This is a genomic window from Arcticibacter tournemirensis (genome assembly GCF_006716645.1).
GTDB classification, from domain to species: Bacteria; Bacteroidota; Bacteroidia; order Sphingobacteriales; family Sphingobacteriaceae; genus Arcticibacter; species Arcticibacter tournemirensis.
The window spans coordinates 4,757,015-4,774,124 of sequence record NZ_VFPL01000001.1 but is presented as its reverse complement, the minus strand read 5'-3'; the positions used below and the strand labels follow the sequence as shown (position 1 = coordinate 4,774,124).

Sequence of the window (17,110 nt, the reverse complement as noted above, 5' to 3'; positions counted from 1 at the left end):
TTATATCGGTTAAGACTAAAATATTAAAGTAGTTATAGAATGCGGAAGACTGCTTGTTTCAGCAGCTTTCCCGCTTATCCATAGCTGGTAAGGTATTTTATCGTCCGACAAATTTAATACAATTACAACAACTTTTCCGTCCGGGTTCAGGAAGGCCGTAGTTTGAAGCATATCGCGGCTGGCGGAGCTGATTATTCGTTTTGCTCCCGGTTGTATAAACTTTGAGAAATGTCCAAGATAGTAATAGCTATTTGTATAAATCAGTTTATCGTTGGGGAGGTCGGCGTGTACCGGAGCGAAGCAAAAGTTTCCTACATGATTGGGGCCTCCTTTTTCATCCAGCAGGATGTTCCAGTCTGTCCATGCAGTTGTTCCGCTGTTGAAATCGTTGAGGAGGGATGTCCCATAACGTTCGCCTAAACGCCATTCATCTACCTGGTCGAGCCTGAACTTCTCTACACAGCCTTCTGTAAAAATCAGGTTCTTGTCTGGAAAGGCTTCATGAACCCTTTTCAGGTTTTCAAAGTTCATTCCAGCGCCCGTCCATGTTTCGTACCAGTGGAAACCAATTCCCCAGACATACTTCGCGGCTTCCGGGTCGTTCAGGATAGTACTGGCGCGCTGATAGATCAGGTCGCGGTTGTGATCCCAGGCGATCAGCTTTTTACTCCCTAATCCCTGTTTATGTAAGGTAGGGCCAAGGTATGATTTTATAAAATCGCGCTCTTCTTCTGCTGTGAATATGCACGATTCCCAGGTTTGTGTAGCCATTGGTTCATTTTGCACTGATAGCCCCCATACAGGAACCCCTTCGGCTTCATAAGCCTTAATGAACTTAACGTAATAGTTAGCCCACGTCTGGTTGAATTCAGGCTTCAGTTTTCCGCCCTTTAACATGCTGTTATTGGTTTTCATCCATGCCGGGGGACTCCAGGGGCTTACAAATAATGTCAATTTACCACCTGCCGCCTGCGTTGCTGCTTTGATAAATGGAATCTTAAACTGTTTGTCGTGATCAATGCTGAATGTTTTGAGATCTTTATCTCCTTCAGCAACATAGGTATAACTTCCCGACGAGAAATCGCAACTGTTAATATTGGTGCGGGCGAGGGTATAACCAATCCCTTTTTCTTTATCATAGTAAGCCGTAAGGAATTCCTGCTGTTTTTCTTTAGACAGCTTAGCGAAAACCTCTGCAGATGCATCTGTTAACGCAGCCCCAATACCTGTAATGCTTTGAAAGGTATGATTAGGGTCTACGAACACAGCAACCTGTGTTTCGAGCGGCTGCGGCGAATCTTTAAAGGTGAGCGACCCAGCAGGAGAGAGGCGGAGCGAAGTGTTTTCGGCCGTGGTAATAATACTGACCGTTTTGTCCTCCAACGAAAAGCGCTTCTCAGCCCGGCCGGATTGCGGTATCTTCGGCGAACAAGCCGCCATGAATATTGCCGGAATTAATAAGTGGTATGTTTTCATGCGTATTAATAATATTACCAGATGTAAGTACCGACAGCGCCGGCTTTTAATAATGTGCCGACCGATTTGCCTGCAAACCGGATATTGAATCGTTGATCGTCGTTGCTGTTATTTAAAACGATCAACACTTTATTGCCTGCAGGTGTTTTAAACGCTACGTTCGGCAGATTTACATTAAGGGTAGAACCAATCCTGACAGAGCCCGGTCTTACAAATTTCGAGGCATGTGCTATAATATAATAAGCGGGATTACGTACTACCGTGTTACCTGTGATAGTAAGAGCTCCAAGGCATTCTGTACAACCTCCGTCAGTATGGGGTTCCCATTTTGAATCGGCGGCCAGATTCCATTCGAGCACGGTTTTACACCAGTTGCGTGTAGCGCCAATAATCAATTCTCTCGTATGCCATTGCAGGTTGTCGGGAAAGTTTCCCGGAGCGCCAATCCATTGCTCTGTAAAATAGAGGCTCTTATCCGGATGAGCGCTATGAACATCTGATAAAGCTTCTATTTTCCCTCCATAAAGGTGGAACGCAGAGCCGTCGATATACTTCTTCGCTTCAGGGTCGTTCAGAATAGAGATAGGGTAGTCTGGTCTGTCGGCGTTATGGTCGTAAATAATGATTTTTGTATCTATTCCAGCTCCTTTAAAGGCAGGGCCAAGGTGGTTTTTTACAAATTCCGCCTGGGCATCTGCTACCATCAATAAGCTCGGGTTATTACCCGGATGAAGGGGTTCATTCTGAACAGTAATCGCGTCAACACGGATTCCTTCAGCTTTCATTCCTTCTATGTACTTAACAAAGTAATTAGCGTATGTACCGTACCATTCGGGTTTTAATGATCCGCCTTTCGGACTGTTGTTTGTTTTCATCCAGGCAGGAGGCGACCATGGAGAGCCAAGTATTTTTATGTCCGGATTAATGGCGAGAATCTCTTTTAAAAGAGGGATAAGATATGTCTTGTCCGGAGCAAGACTAAACTTCTTCAATTCCGGATCGGTTTCTCCGGCAGGGAGATCGTTATAAGAGAACGTACGGTCGTCGAGGTCGGAGGCCCCAATGCTAATTCTTAAATACGAAACGCCAATATTATTTCCTTCTGTTTTAAAGAGTTCGTCCAGCAGGGCAGCACGCGCACTCTTCTCCATGCGGTATATGTGCATGGCGCTTCCTCCTGTTAACGAATATCCAAATCCATCCATAGTTTGGAAGGTTTGGCTATCATCCACACTTATTATTGGGTTCTGATTGGTGCTGCTACCAAAGTTCAAAGTAATATTTTGCTTCTGAAACAGAGCCGACTTATCGGGATTGGTAAGCCAGAACGTGATATCAGAATGGTCTGAGGGTTGAGGATCAGGCTTTGATGGTTCATCAGAGTTAGCTGAACAACTCACAAAGGGGATAATAAAGAATATCAGGTTAAGAAGAGCGGATGAACGATCGAAGATTCTCATGGATTTTAGATTTATCAAAAATGATTACACAACAACCCCGGTTGCCAGGCGCTGTTGTGTAATGTTTATTTTCTATTTATTTATGTTCGGATTTGCATCTACCTCTTTCTGGGAGATAGGGAAATATAGTTTTGCATCCGTTACGTTATATGTAATCGGATTATTATTTCCATCTTTCTGAGCATTCATCACTGCCACCGCGCGGTTGGTCCTTATCAGATCGTACATTCTGTGGCCTTCAAAAGCAAGCTCCAGTTGCCGTTCCTTTTCTATTGCCAGCCGGAGGGCAGCCTGTGTAGTTGCCGTTGTTTTGGCAAGTCCTACGCGATTCCTTACCTTATTGACATAGAACTGAGCTCCGTTTTCTGTATCGCTTAGTTGATTAAGTTCTGTAAGTGCTTCAGCTTTAAGTAAAACGATGTCAGCGTATCTTAACCGGTAAGTATTGCTTTTGCCGTCGGGGTCAGGATATTTATTAATAACAGGAACCGGTTGCGTCCAATAGTCGTCATTCCAGCTGGTATTAACGTATCTGATACTGGCATTTTTTCTCACATTATCGCCTTCGTCGTTAAACGCTTTTACGAGATTATGGGTAGGGATAGCGAACTTCTTCCAGTCTCCCCACATCCATGGTGTCACCATCCCTGTAATCCAGTTTTGATGAACTACACCATCGTTTTGGGTTTCCCAGATAGATTCGACATTATTTTCGCCACTTGTTTGATACAAACTTGCATAATCCGGTACAAGGTCGTAACCCAGGGCTTTTACAGCATCGCAATACTGTACCACTTTTGCCCAGTCGGGGTTAGGCTTTTGCGCATACACTTTAGCCAGTAACGCATTTACTACACCTTTAGTTATAACGCCTTTATTTGCACCCGTAGTTTTAACTTTAGGTAGCGCAAATTCTAAATCACTGATGATTTGAGCGTACACATCTTCTGCGGGTTTCTTAGACACAAACATTCCTTCAACCGATGAAGGCACCGTTGTAACAATGGGCACTTCTTTCCAGGTTCTTATCAGATTGAAATAATGCCATGCACGCAAAGCGGAAGCTTCGCCGAGAATTTCGTTTCTGCGTTCATCTGTCAGATTAGGATCTTTCATCTCCGGAACGAAACTTAGCACGATGTTACAGTTTTTGATGTCGGTATAAAGATAGTCCCAGTCTCTCGTGAGAATAGAATTAGTAGAAATGACATCATATTTATCAATACTGATCATCCCGGGGTTATCACCGCCCGCATAACAATTGTCGGCCATGACGTCGGAATTAACCAGGAAGTCCATGGTATAATACTCATCATAAAGATTGTCATAAGCGCCCTGCAGTAAACCTTCTGCTGTGTTCATTTGCTCCGGCAAAGCGCTGCTGATCGGATCCTTTTGTAAAAAATCTTTCTCGCAGGACTGAAAGCCAAAAATTGCTAATATACCTGCTGTTATATATATAGTTGTCTTTTTCATGTTGGATATAGTTTTCTTAGAAGTCTAAATTAACACCGAAGATAAACGAACGCGCCTGCGGATAAGTGCCATAGTCAATACCCATTTCCGGACCGTTTGGACTATTTACACTTACTTCCGGATCAAAACCACTGTAGTTGGTTATTGTGAAAAGGTTTTGTGCAGTAACATAAACATTCAGACGTCCGAGGCCCGCTTTCTGAAGCACACTCTTATTGAAACTGTAATTAAGCGTCACAGATTTCAGTCGCAGATAAGAACCATCCTCAATAAATCTTGAAGAAGCGCGGGTGTTATTTGTTACACCATAGTCCGCTTTTGGAATATCTGTATTGCGGTTCTGCTCTGTCCATCTTCTCAAAACAGCGGTACTTTGGTTTTTTGCATCGTACATTCCTTCAAGCTCAATCCTTGACGCATTAAACAGGTCGTTCCCCTGTACTCCCTGAAGGAATACGTTCAGGCTGAAGTTTTTATAACTCAGGTTGTTTGTTAACCCATAAGTGAAGTCGGGCTGTGCTGATCCGATATAGGTTCGGTCGTTTGCATCAATGCTTCCGCTATTATCTAAATCAGTGTAAATGATGTTTCCGGTCTGCGGATCTACACCTTCTGAGATATAACCAAAGAATGAACCTAAAGCATGTCCCGGCTCAATTTTTATAACATTTCCTCTTTCGTAAACGTCGCCCTTAAATAAGTTTGACGTATATTCTCCAAGGCTTTTGACCTTATTCTTGTTGAATGCAATATTTCCGTTAATATCCCATTTGAAGGATTTGCTGTCAACAGGAATAGCATTTACTGTAATTTCAAAACCTTTGTTCTCCATTGATCCCACATTGTATTTCTGAGACCCAAAGCCTGATGATGGCGGAGGAGTTACATCAACCAATAAGTCGTTGGTTTTCTTGATATAATACTCGAGAGTGACTCCTAAACGCCCCCTAAGTATACTAGCATCAAGTCCGAAATTCGTTTGATCTGTTTTTTCCCAGGTTAGATTATCCTTTGGCAGCGTATTGAAATTGTATCCGCCGGTACCGTTAGGATCAAACTTTGCGAAATAATCGTAATCACCTATTTGATCATTGCCCGTTTTTCCCCATCCTGCTCTCAATTTCAAATCATAGAAAATATCTGTTGATTTCAGGAATTCTTCGTTGTTGATTCTCCAGCCTGCACTTACAGAAGGAAACCAGCCCCAGCGATTGTCTTTTGGAAATCTTGATGATCCATCGTATCGGATGTTGGTTGTTAAGAGATACTTGTCATTGTAGGCATAATTTAACCGCCCTATATATGAGCGCCTGGACCACTGAGACATGGTAGTGCTTTGAGAAATTTTCGTTTTTGCAGCATTCAGAGTGTGAACTGCGTCGTTCGGATAATCTTTTGCCTCATCATAGGTGTACTTATAATCCGACTCCTGCATGCTATGCCCTATTAGGGCCTGGATGTTGTGCTTGCCTGTGATCTTTGAATAATTCAATGTATTATCCCACTGCCACACGAACCTGCTGGTTGATGACGATTTTCCTAAACCGTTATTGGACCTTCCATAATCCGTTTTATATGGATCGAGGAAGTAGTCCCACCGTGAACCCTGGTACTCTCCACCGAAATTCGACTTGAAGGTTAGTTCGGGCAAGATTTTGAAATCAGCTGCAAAGTTTCCAAGTGCCCTGTTGTCAATACTTTTTTGATCCGGACCAAAAGCTGCAGCCATCGGATTTTCCCATCCTGGTTGATTGGGATTTGAACTGTAAGTACGCCCGTCGGCAGTGAATATCCCTATAGTTGGAGGAGAGGTCAGTGCAGAGAGGATGGTACCACCTCTGGCAACGCCTGCATTATCCGTAATGTCGACAAACTCAGAACGGTTAAAAGATAAATTAGTAGCAAGATCTACCCATTTCTTGGGCTTATTATTAAAGTTCATCCTTAAGGAATACCTGTCGTAATCAGCCGGAGCTACCACTCCCTGTTGCTTTTGATAACCTCCGGAAACGTAGTAGCGGTTGTTTTCGGCACCGCCCGACACAGCGAGCTGGATATTATGGTCTTTTCCCGTTCCAAAAACTTCATCCTGCCAGTCAGTTGTGGCTATATTAGGGTCAGTTTGTCCTAAGTCCTTAAGTAACGCCAGATATTCGGCATTATTCAGTACCGGAATCTTCTTGGCAAAGTTTGAGAACCCAGTATATGCGGTGACCCCTATTTTTGATGTACCCGCTGCTCCCTTTTTGGTGGTTAGCAGGACGACTCCATTAGCTCCGCTCGATCCATAGATGGCGGCAGATGAGGCATCTTTCAATACGGAAAAGCTTTCGATGTCCTGAGGATTTAGAAAATCGATGTTTTCTACAACAATTCCGTCAACCACATACAATGGATTATTTTTTGCATTAATTGAAGTATTCCCTCTAACACTAATAGCTAATCCGCTGCCAGGTTTTCCGGAAGCCGAAGACACTGTAACCCCGGCAGCCTGCCCCTGCAAGGCAGCTGCAGCACTCACTATTGGCCGGTTCTCGTAATCAGAAGACTTCACCACGGCTACAGAGCCTGTAATGTCTTTTTTCCTTTGAGTACCATAACCCACAACAACTACTTCATTTAGTTCTGTGTTTGCATCTTTTAAAGTAATGTTAATTTGAGCGCGATTGTTGACTGGAACCTCCTGTGGGCTAAAGCCAACATAGCTCAGTGAAAGTACTGCGTTGCCGGGTGCACTTATTGTAAAGTCGCCGTTAATGCCTGTGGATGTCCCAAGAGTGGTACCCTTGATCTTTATTGATACTCCAGGCAGAGGCTCTCCTTTCTGGTCCTTAACCGTTCCTTTTACGGTCATATTCTGTGCAAATGATGCCATGCATCCCAACAGAATAAAGGACATTAGTAATAGTAATCTTCTTTTCATAAAAAAATAATTAGTTAAATGAACTGGTCTTCTTACCTCAATAATTGGTTAAGCAAAGTTATCGGCTTTTATTGCATACTTCCAAGAGTTTTCGGTAAAATATTTTTTGTAAATATTTGATTTGCAGGTATTTGCGTGTAAAGTGATACGCTTCGGTACCTGTACAGTTTAATGGCTTATCTGCTGATAATCAAGCTATATATACAGGTTTTTTTCAGACGAAGGGCGGGGTGCTGATACGGTTCTTTACCGACTGTCTTTTTTTGAAAAAAGACCATAGAGCCGGGTGTCAATGAGAAATACGCTTCTGCTGAAGGCAGGACAAGACACGCTTCGTTAGATGTTTGTTTTCCGCTCGTTTTTCATTCGTTCCTAACTCGCTTTTCGCTCGTTAGCTGTGTCCATTCCTAAAAAAGCTATACACCCAACAAGAAGTGTATGGAAACAAAAAGAGGAGGAAAAAAGTCAACAAGGGAGAATAAGAATGTTCCCTTTGACAAGCGAGAAATTGAGACAATAGTCGAAATGATCGAATCAGGCGTACCCCGTCGGGAGATACGGAGTCAGTACGGGATGCATGAATCGACCTTGACCAATTGGATGAGCCGGTATGGATCAGAGGCGTATCATGCAGGGCAAAACCGGAGGTATAGTCCCTCGGAGAAACGGTCAGTGCTGCGGGCCGTGGAGTCAGGGATGTCGGTTCGGGAAGCATGTATAGCTTTTGGAATAAGGAGCAAAACAGTAGTAGCCGGCTGGCTAAGACAACAGAAAGCAGAAAATGCCGAACTTAGGCGTCAAATAGCACCCGTGAAATCAGAAGAGAAGGAACCAAAAGGAGATTCGTCAGGCCAGGTCAAGAGGTTGGCGGAACAACTGGCAGAGGCACAGTTAAAGATCCGGGCCCTGGAGACGATGATCGATATAGCCGAAGAACAGCTTAAAATCGATATCCGAAAAAAGTCTGGAGCCAAACAGTCACCAAAATGAAACAGGAGGAGCCCCGAATGGGAATAAAGACGCTGTGCAGATTGTTTGGCAAGAGCCGCCATGCCTGGTATGACCACCAGTGGCGCTATGAGGATATTGGATTAAAAGAGGAGATCACCCTTCAGCATGTCCATCAGATCCGTCAGGGCCTTCCGCGGACAGGTACCCTGAAATTACATTACATGCTCGCTCCCATGCTGGCAGAGCATGGCATCCGGATCGGGCGGGACTATTTATTTGATCTGATGCGGGAGCACGGACTGGATATCCGTCGCAGAAAGAGGCGGGTAGTGACGACCGATTCGCGCCATTGGATGCATAAATATGCCAATCTGGTGAGAGAATTGAGGGTTAACCGTCCCGAGCAGGTATGGGTGAGTGACATTACTTATATCCGCATGAACAGCGGATGGGGTTATCTCAGCCTGGTGACGGATGCTTACTCCCGCAAGATCATGGGTTACTGCTTTCATAAAGATCTCAGCGCGGAAGGATGTGTAGAAGCACTGCGAATGGCCCTGGACCAGCGGATCTATCAGGATGAACTGATCCATCATTCCGACCGGGGATCCCAGTATTGCAGCAAAGAGTATGTAGAGGTTTTACTGGGCAGCAGGATTGCCATCAGTATGACCGAAAATGGCGATCCCTATGAAAATGCACTGGCTGAACGGGTGAACGGGATTCTCAAAGAAGAATTCAATCTGCATCACTCAGGACTCGGCTTTGAGGACACCAAAACAAAGATCGCCGAAAGCATCCGGGCATATAATGAGGTAAGACCTCATGCCAGTTGTGATTACCTAACCCCTGAGCAGGCGCATTTACGGGCAGGGGTCTTGATGAAACGCTGGAAAAATAAAAAATCAAAAAAGGAGGGACTTGTCCTTGTATAGTTCAAACAGGATTAACAAATTGCAGTGTATAATCGAAACAGGAATAACAAATCGAAGTGTATAATTAATTCAGGATTTATTCATTAACCTGTATAGCTATTTCAGGACAAGACACTGTTCGTCAACTCCTTGTCGATTGCTCGTCAATTCCTTTACAGTTGTTCGTCAGTTGCTTTACAGTTGTTCGTCAGCTGTTCGTCTCGTGTTCGTCAGCGTGACGAAAAAACGTCGAAGAAGCGACGTTGAGTGGCAGATTAAAAGAAAACCGGGGTGGTAATAAGAAGCGTTTCAGATACACGCTACTCAGTCGAGCACGAGTTTGCTCCAGCCTTTTTCTCCTGCGTTTTTCAAATCTTTTTTCCGGTCTTCCATAACTTTCTTAATCCTGGTGCTATAAGCCCAGCATGTGCTTTGCCTGATGGCAACTATCTCAGAAAGCTTGTGCGATGAAATCTTACCCTTAGTGGAGTAAACAAGGAAGATCATGTAAAAGGCTTTATTTATGGGTATCCGCGTGTTGTGCAAAATCGTATTGGTGGTCACCGATTCTTCATAACTGCATTTGCTGCATCTGCGGCTGTAGGGCAAATGTCCCTGGAAATAGTGTGTACTTCCGCATTTACTGCATATATATCCTTTTTCCCACTTCAGTTCGGCCAGAAACTGGTAACATGATTCATTATCCGGATATATTTTGCTGAATTCTTCAAAGTTGACCTCTGCCGACATCACCCGCGCACGGCTCACTTTTTCAATGTTGGTTTGCAGCTCCATATTGTCCTGCTCCAGGAGAACGTTCATCCGGGAAATCTCTTCAGCCTGTTCTTTCAATATGGCATTTACCGCCTTTAGCTCTTCGTTTTGGTCTTCAATGATAGACGATTTTTCGATCACCTCTTTCGTTCGTTGCTGTACCTGCGATTCAAGTTCTTTATTAATATGATCCTTCAGCCTCGCATTCTCCTTCATCTGGACCATTATCCTGCGCTGAGCTTTTTCCTTTTTATGTTTAAGGAGACGCACTTTATCACCTATTGCGAACGACAGTAAAATCATCTCAAGGATAAAACACAGACTGAGACTGTAATAACTCAGAACGCCAAAATTCAGAGTGCCATCGCTAATCAGAATAAGTAATTTAAGAGAGAAACCGAGGAAAAGAAATCCATAACCCAGTACGAAGAAGCGTGCCGGACGGTAGCCTCTCCTAAGAATATAAATCCCAGTGAAGAATGCTGCCGATAGGGGTATAAATTCGAAGAACTTATAATTAAACAGTGGCCTGTAGACGAACATTCCGGCAATGAAATAGATACAGGCTGCAGCTATCAGGATATTCAGCAGTTTGTTTAGTGCCGGAGCTTTTGCTTTAACGTATAGCAGTTCTTTTGTGAAAAGAAGAGAGAAAATGCTTACAAAGAATAAAGCCACGCCAAACGCATATTGGTTCCACTGGGGGTATTTTGACCACAGATACTGATAAGCGATCCCATCTGTAGACATTTCATAGAATCCGATACTCAATATGTAAAGAACGTAGTATAAATACTGCTTTTGCCTCATGGCAAAAAACATCAGGAGATTATAAAAGCTAAACACCAGGATCATTCCGTAGAATATCCCAAATGAAAAATACTCGTCGAGGGCGTAATGAATGAACCAGTTTACAGAGCGGAGAACGATGATCACGTCCGCCCTTTGCCATGATTTGACCCTAAAATAATAGGCGCTTTCTCCTTGTAAATTTTCAATGGGCAACTCAAAATTCTTATGAATGATTTCCCGTTGATGGAATCTGTAGTTGTCGCCTAGAATTTTGGATGTGTACTTTCCGGAGTCGTCTGGTATATATGCCGTTATTTCGTCAATCGTCTGATCAAAGAACTCCAGAAGGAACCGCTTTTTAACGTTCGAGGTGTTACTGATTTTAATCCTGAACCAGTAAGCTGATTTGAGTTTGGTAGTCTGGGGGGTACTTGTGGTGCTTGGAGTAAAAGGCTTCCTTTGAACTTCGTTAAAGGTTAGTTTTGCCGAAGTGTCTTCGAAGGCTTCTATCTCACCGAATTCGAAAATATGCTGATCTATGCCAGCATCTAAGGATACAGCTTTTTGTGCTGAAGCCGGGAAAACTCCGGCGGTAAAAAAAATCAGAAATAAAAAGAGATATATTGACCGTCCCAACAATTCAGGTTAAATTTAAGGGTAGCCAATTTCGCAATTTTTGTTGAGTTGCGAGAAAAAGGTGTAATAATAATTACTGGTAACTGACATTACTTTAGCAGTGTGCCATAAGTAATGCCAGTTGTCTTTTTAGGGAAAAACTTAAATATAGCTTTCCAGGATCTTAAACCCTGAAGAGGTTTCTAATGATACCTTTTCTATTGTCGCAGGAAGAAGAATGCAATCGCCCATATGTACATTTAGCTTTTCATCGCCGTAATTAAGTGTATACGAACCCTGTACACACACATGGATAACAAATGAATCATGTGAGCTATAATCACGGGAAACAGACTGACTGAAATCAAGAATGTTGGTTGTGAAATAAGGACATGTTACCACTTCAACAGGCTCGTTCTTTTTCTTGTCGTAAGGTGATTTATACTGATCATAAAAATTATAATCTATGGCAGCCAGAGCTTCCTCTGTGTGCAGCTCACGCTTGTTACCCTTATCATCAACCCTGTCGAAATCGTAAATGCGGTAAGTGATATCGGAGGTTTGTTGTATCTCGGCAATAAGAAGACCTTTTCCAATCGTATGAACCCGTCCTGCAGGAAGGAAGAACACATCTCCGGCTTCTGCTGTTTCTTTATTCAGGATATCGGTAAGCCTGCCGCTGTTGAACTTTTCAAGGTACTTCGCCTCGTCTACCGGCTGATTGAAGCCGGATATAAGCGTAGCTCCGGGATCTGCTTCTATAACGTACCACATTTCTGTTTTGCCAAAAGAATTGTGGCGTTTGCGGGCAAGCTCGTCATCGGGGTGGACCTGGATGGAGAGATCGTCGTTAGCGTCAATAAATTTTATCAATAATGGAAATTCATTGCCGAAACGTTCATATACTGCTTTCCCAACTAGCTCTTCTTTATATGTTTCAAGGAGAGTGGCAAGGCTTTGTCCTTCCAGCTCACCATTTTTAACAACAGAAACATCGCTTTTTACACCTGATATTTCCCAGGTTTCACCGCAGTTAGGAAGGGGAGAAAAGTCTTTGCCAAGATAGGTTCTGATCTTTTCGCCACCCCAGATTTTATCTTTAAAGATAGTTTTGAATTTGAAGGGATAGAGTTTCGCCATGGTATTCTTAGATTATACCCTGCAAGTATAAGTAATTTGTTGAATAGTTGGTTGATTTTTCTGCTTAAGCAGGAGGTAGGTTAATCGATTTAGTAGAGGTAAGGATGGCACAAATAGCAATAAAAAGGGGAGGCTGTTAAAGCTCCCCCGTTCATAGATAGATGTAGTTTTATAGTATTCCTAGGCAGCCTGCTGGTTTCTCCCAGGTAATTCTGCGTTGCCGGATTTTCTTCCCCGAAAGGTCTTTAAGTCGGCTCTCAGCATCTGCATAAGTAGTTTGTCGGTATTCTGTGTCAGCTTGTTGATTTCTATGATGTCAATATTCTTTTTCATAATAGCACTGATTTGTTTACACATGGTAATACGCTAAAGTCATGCCATGAAGAAATCGTTGTTTTGGTGGTGGTTGTAAAAGTTTGACAGGAAGGGTGTTGTGGTGCTTTGGCAATGCTTTTTCGTATTTAACCCAATGAAAAATGTAAAAATACCTGTTCAGGTTTTTGTTCATACAGGCGCTATTATGCCCAGCATAAGCTACAATTAAATGGTATCCTTACAATAGAGGTGCGGCCGTAGCCGCATCCTCATCTAATCAAACAGGACTTTTGAAGTGTTTCGCCAGGAGGCTTTTCGAATGTAAAGTGTCTTTAGTCTCTAAAACTGCCTGTAATACCTCATTGAGTTTCTTTTGAGTCCGGGGTTTCTCATATCGGATGCGCTTCCCTTCTATTTTTTCCTCATAAATTAACCGATGATCTGAATCATAGAACTTAACAAGCTGTGTTTTCTTTTCTTTAATATTACCTTCTATTACCCAAAATCCTTTGCTTGCAGCAGGATTCGTTTGGGCTTTTCCCGATGACCATATAATAATCATCAGGAATGCTGTTATTGTCGCTTTCATTGTTATAATATTTAGTTCGAAGATAAAGAGGCTTAAATCAGGGAAATGAGACTGACGCTGTAAGAGCGGCAATGAAAGATATAATACATTACCCGGAATACGAACGGAATTTGGTGTCACTTTTTCTGTACAGGGGTATTGTATTTCGTAGTTTGTCGATGTTTTAAGTCATATGTCGACCGAATGGCCCGTATTTTAGGAAGAATTCGGAGATCATCGTATTTTAGCACATGCAACCTTCTGGCGATATTTATCTGGGCGGACTCAGGATAAGCCGTTTAACGCAGCATATATTGTTTTGGATAGCGGCCTACGTTATAATGGTCCTCGTGTATGGCTACAGCAAAACTACATATAGTGCGGCTGCAAGAAATAACTTCTTCTATATTCCTGTACATGTTGTGTATTTTTATACGCTTTCAGGCTGGCTGATTCCGCAATTTTTGCTGAAACGGAGATACGTGTATTTTTTTGTACTTTTCTCGATAGTGTTCTTCGCTGCGATTTATCTAACCCGATTTGTCGATGTGTTATTTGTAGAACCTTATCTTGTCAGATTATACGGAAGTTATGCAGTATGGTATGATGAAGGTGTAAAAGGTTTTTGGGATAAAGTACTCTATCCAAACGCTTTTTTTGGCGCACTAAAAGGAGTGAATTTCATACTTTGGTTTGGCCTTGCTATTAAATTATTTAAATTGCTGCTTGAGCGGCGTAACGCTGCCCTTGAAGCGGAACTCAATTTTCTAAAAGGCCAGATTCATCCACATTTCTTATTCAACACTCTTAATAATCTGTATGGTTTAACTCTGAGCGGTTCTGACCAGTCTCCCCAGATGGTGCTAAAACTATCTGGGATACTCCGTTACATGCTGTACGAATGCAATACCGACCGTATAGAATTGCAAAAGGAAGTTCAGATGATCTCGGCCTATATTGAGCTGGAGAAAATAAGGTATGGTGAACGCCTCGACGTTCAGTTTAGTGTAAATGGCGATTATGATAATATTGAAATTTCGCCTCTGCTGATCCTTCCCTTTGTCGAGAATGCATTTAAGCATGGCACGAGCGAACAGGTGGGTAATTGCTGGATAAATATAGATCTTCAGCTGCAAAATCGACGTCTTAAGCTGAAAGTATCCAATAGTAAGCCTGAACCTGCGGAACATCCTGCTGATCCTTCAGAGGGTAGCATAGGGCTGAAAAATGTAAAAAAACGACTTGAACTCTTATATCCTGATGCGTATAAGCTGAAGTTATTTGATGAGGGGGAGCTCTTTTTGGCGGTCCTTGAACTAAATCTTAAACGAAGCAATCCCTTAAGGTATGAATCTTAAAGTCTTAATAGTTGATGACGAACCGCAGGCAATAGAGGTAATAAAAAACTACCTTGAGAACTTTCAGAATATTGAAATCGTATCCTCCTGCACGACAGCTATAGAAGCATACCAGGTTTTGAGGCAGAAGCAAATTGATCTGATGTTTCTTGATATACAAATGCCTGCTTTAAAAGGGACCGATTTTTTGCGGAGCTTGAACAGGCCTCCTCATGTGATCTTTACAACGGCCTATCCAGAATATGCGCTCGAAGGATTTGATCTTGCCGCTGTTGATTATCTTGTAAAACCTGTATCATTCGACCGTTTTCTGAGGGCAATCGATAAAGTATTGAAGCTATATGAAATGAAATCGGGGCTTAGTTTTACGGCAGAGCCTTCTGTGGATAAAGAGATCTTTATGTATCTTAAAGTTGACCGGAAAACAATTAAGATAAATGTAGGAGATATACTCTGGATCGAAAGCTTGAAAGACTATGTGAAAGTAGTTTTAGAAGACAAGAGCTATATAACAAAACAAAAGATCAGCGTGCTGGAAGAACTGCTCCCACCGCAGTTTGTAAGGATCCATCGTTCTTTTATTGTATCCGTTCCTAAAGTTACAAGCTATTATTCGTATGCTGTTGAAATAGGTGGAAAAGAATTGCCGGTAGGTCGAAATTATAAGAATGAAGTTCAACGCAGATTAAGAGTGAATTTCTAATATCTTCATGAAGGATGAAACATAAACCTCCGGTTAAGGTTATTCTTAAAAATTCAGGATATGGATCAGTTTGATATGCAGTTAATGCTGCCCGACGGCTCTTTTGCCGACTATACAGTGAAAGCAGAAAGAAATTCTGATGAATATAAGGTATTTAAGGACGATAACCTTTTAGTCGCCTTCATAGCGGGAGAGAACGGCGAATGGGATATATCGGATAACCCCGGAAATATCGACAGCGATCTTGAAAGCAGAATGAAAGAGCAGCTGAAGGGGTTCAGGACCTAAGGTCTCGCCCTTCAGCTGCTTTAGCCTCTGCTTCCAGGCAATCTTCGTTTTTGATTTTCTCAATGGTATCGTCGCTGATAATAGTGTGGTGTCTTTCTGCCAGTCGTAAGGTTTGATCGAAGCTGAAAAGTTTGTAAAGCCAGTTTATAAATACGATGATCCTGTTTTTGCCGCCGTATAGTAAGGATGCATGAAGCAGCATCCATGTTATCCAGGCAAATACTCCATTAAGATGTGTTTTAACCGGTTTTTCCATGTCGACTACTCCCATGCCTCTGGCTATAGTTGCCATTGTGCCCTTGTTTTGAAACTCAAATTCCGTCATGTTTTCAGCTTTACTGAATCTAATCAGATTTTCAGCGAGATGCTTTCCCTGTGCCTTAGCTACACTCGCCAGTTGAGGATGTCCTTTAGGGTATAATGGGGTTTCCATAGTGGCAATGTCTCCAATAGCATAAATATTGCGGGTGTTGAATACTTTGTTAAACCGGTCGACCTTTATACGGCCTTTTATTACCACATCAGGTTCTATTCCCGAAGGTATAGCTCCTTTTACACCAGCCGCCCAGATGAGTGTTTTTGATTGAATAACATTACCGTCTGCAAGCAACACATTTTCTCCGTCGTAATCCTTAACTGTCGTTTTCATCATTTGAATAATTCCCAATTGATCCAGGTACTTTACCGCGTCTGCAGAAGATTCAGCGCTCATATTGAACAGGGGCCGGTCAAGACCATCAAGAAGATAGATGTCCATCATCCTAAAGTCTAGTTCGGGATAATCCTTTGGAAGCATATTCTTTCGCATTTCGGAGAGCGCACCGGCAAGTTCAACTCCTGTTGGGCCGGCTCCGGCGATAACAACTGTAAGATACTTACGTCTTGAAACAGGATCTTTAATATCAAGAGCATCTTCGAAATTGTTGATGAGTCTGTTCTTCAACTTTACAGCCTCGAGAGTAGATTTCATCGGCAGCGCTTTGGACGCAATCTTATCGTTGCCAAAGTAATTGGTGGTTGCACCCGTCGCTATTACCAATGCATCATAGCGATAGACACCTGTATCAGTCTCAACTTCATTCTTTTCACTATGGATAGCTTTAACTTCCGATATGCGAATTCGAGTATTCTTGCTTTTCTGAAATACCTTTCTGATAGGAAAAGAAATGCTGCTTGGCTCAAGGGCTGATGTGGCAACCTGGTAAAACAGCGGCTGAAACTGATGATAGGTTAATTTATCGATCAGTAAAACCTCAATCCCTTCTTTATTATTTAATTTTCTGGCAAGATCAAGACCTGCGAATCCTGCTCCTATAATAATAACCTTCATAGCGCTCGTGTTTTTCTGTATAGATGT

14 protein-coding genes are annotated in these 17,110 nt (G+C 42.6%); 5 read left to right on the top strand and 9 right to left on the bottom strand.

Going from position 1 to position 17,110, the window contains the following annotated elements; translation table 11 throughout:
- Positions 1–15: 15 nt before the first annotated feature.
- The 4 genes from BDE36_RS19875 to BDE36_RS19860 all read right to left on the bottom strand — a co-directional run bounded on the left by BDE36_RS19875 (position 16) and on the right by BDE36_RS19860 (position 7,335).
- Positions 16–1,476, bottom strand: coding sequence for a glycoside hydrolase family 30 protein (locus BDE36_RS19875; RefSeq protein ID WP_128768540.1), 1,461 nt, complete (start codon positions 1,474–1,476; stop codon positions 16–18).
- Positions 1,477–1,490: 14 nt separating this feature from the next.
- Positions 1,491–2,936, bottom strand: a complete 1,446-nt coding sequence (locus BDE36_RS19870) for a glycoside hydrolase family 30 protein (protein WP_141816249.1) — start codon at positions 2,934–2,936, stop codon at positions 1,491–1,493.
- 72 nt (positions 2,937–3,008) lie between these two features.
- Positions 3,009–4,412, bottom strand: a complete 1,404-nt coding sequence (locus tag BDE36_RS19865) for a RagB/SusD family nutrient uptake outer membrane protein (RefSeq protein WP_141816248.1) — start codon at positions 4,410–4,412, stop codon at positions 3,009–3,011.
- A 16-nt stretch (positions 4,413–4,428) separates the two neighbouring features.
- Entirely contained in the window at positions 4,429–7,335 is a 2,907-nt protein-coding gene (locus BDE36_RS19860; RefSeq protein WP_141816247.1) for a SusC/RagA family TonB-linked outer membrane protein, read from the bottom strand.
- Positions 7,336–7,773: 438 nt separating this feature from the next.
- On the opposite strand from BDE36_RS19860, the gene BDE36_RS19855 reads away from it, so the two are divergent.
- Positions 7,774–8,325 carry a hypothetical protein gene (locus tag BDE36_RS19855; RefSeq protein ID WP_141813452.1) on the top strand — a complete coding sequence of 184 codons (552 nt, stop codon included), beginning with the start codon at positions 7,774–7,776 and terminating at the stop codon, positions 8,323–8,325.
- Complete coding sequence (locus BDE36_RS19850) at positions 8,322–9,221, top strand: IS3 family transposase (RefSeq protein WP_141813453.1); 900 nt, start codon at positions 8,322–8,324, stop codon at positions 9,219–9,221. Before BDE36_RS19855 ends, BDE36_RS19850 begins: the two co-directional genes overlap by 4 nt.
- Positions 9,222–9,524: 303 nt before the next feature.
- On the opposite strand, the gene BDE36_RS19845 is transcribed toward BDE36_RS19850, so the two are convergent.
- From BDE36_RS19845 to BDE36_RS19835, 4 genes are all read right to left on the bottom strand, one after another.
- A complete protein-coding gene (locus BDE36_RS19845; RefSeq protein WP_235904530.1) occupies positions 9,525–11,402 on the bottom strand; it encodes a 7TM diverse intracellular signaling domain-containing protein in 1,878 nt (625 codons plus the stop codon).
- A gap of 141 nt (positions 11,403–11,543) precedes the next feature.
- Positions 11,544–12,521, bottom strand: coding sequence for a type I phosphomannose isomerase catalytic subunit (locus BDE36_RS19840; RefSeq protein WP_141816246.1), 978 nt, complete (start codon positions 12,519–12,521; stop codon positions 11,544–11,546).
- 180 nt (positions 12,522–12,701) lie between these two features.
- On the bottom strand, positions 12,702–12,854 hold the full coding sequence (locus BDE36_RS23825) for a hypothetical protein (RefSeq protein ID WP_161973378.1): 153 nt from the start codon (positions 12,852–12,854) through the stop codon (positions 12,702–12,704).
- 259 nt (positions 12,855–13,113) lie between these two features.
- Entirely contained in the window at positions 13,114–13,425 is a 312-nt protein-coding gene (locus tag BDE36_RS19835) for a hypothetical protein (RefSeq protein WP_128768534.1), read from the bottom strand.
- A 230-nt stretch (positions 13,426–13,655) separates the two neighbouring features.
- Between BDE36_RS19835 and BDE36_RS19830 the strand changes: the two genes are divergently transcribed.
- Genes BDE36_RS19830 through BDE36_RS19820 form a run of 3 tightly spaced genes read left to right on the top strand, consistent with a single transcriptional unit; the run spans position 13,656 to position 15,753 of the window.
- Entirely contained in the window at positions 13,656–14,762 is a 1,107-nt protein-coding gene (locus BDE36_RS19830) for a sensor histidine kinase (RefSeq protein WP_141816245.1), read from the top strand.
- On the top strand, positions 14,752–15,465 hold the full coding sequence (locus BDE36_RS19825; RefSeq protein WP_128768532.1) for a LytR/AlgR family response regulator transcription factor: 714 nt from the start codon (positions 14,752–14,754) through the stop codon (positions 15,463–15,465). Before BDE36_RS19830 ends, BDE36_RS19825 begins: the two co-directional genes overlap by 11 nt.
- A 60-nt stretch (positions 15,466–15,525) precedes the next feature.
- A complete protein-coding gene (locus BDE36_RS19820) occupies positions 15,526–15,753 on the top strand; it encodes a hypothetical protein (RefSeq protein ID WP_128768531.1) in 228 nt (75 codons plus the stop codon).
- Here BDE36_RS19820 and BDE36_RS19815 read toward each other — a convergent pair.
- Positions 15,743–17,083: an NAD(P)/FAD-dependent oxidoreductase gene (locus BDE36_RS19815; protein WP_141816244.1), complete on the bottom strand. Its 1,341-nt coding sequence runs from the start codon at positions 17,081–17,083 to the stop codon at positions 15,743–15,745. The two genes, BDE36_RS19820 and BDE36_RS19815, sit on opposite strands and share 11 nt — an antisense overlap.
- Positions 17,084–17,110: the final 27 nt, after the last annotated feature.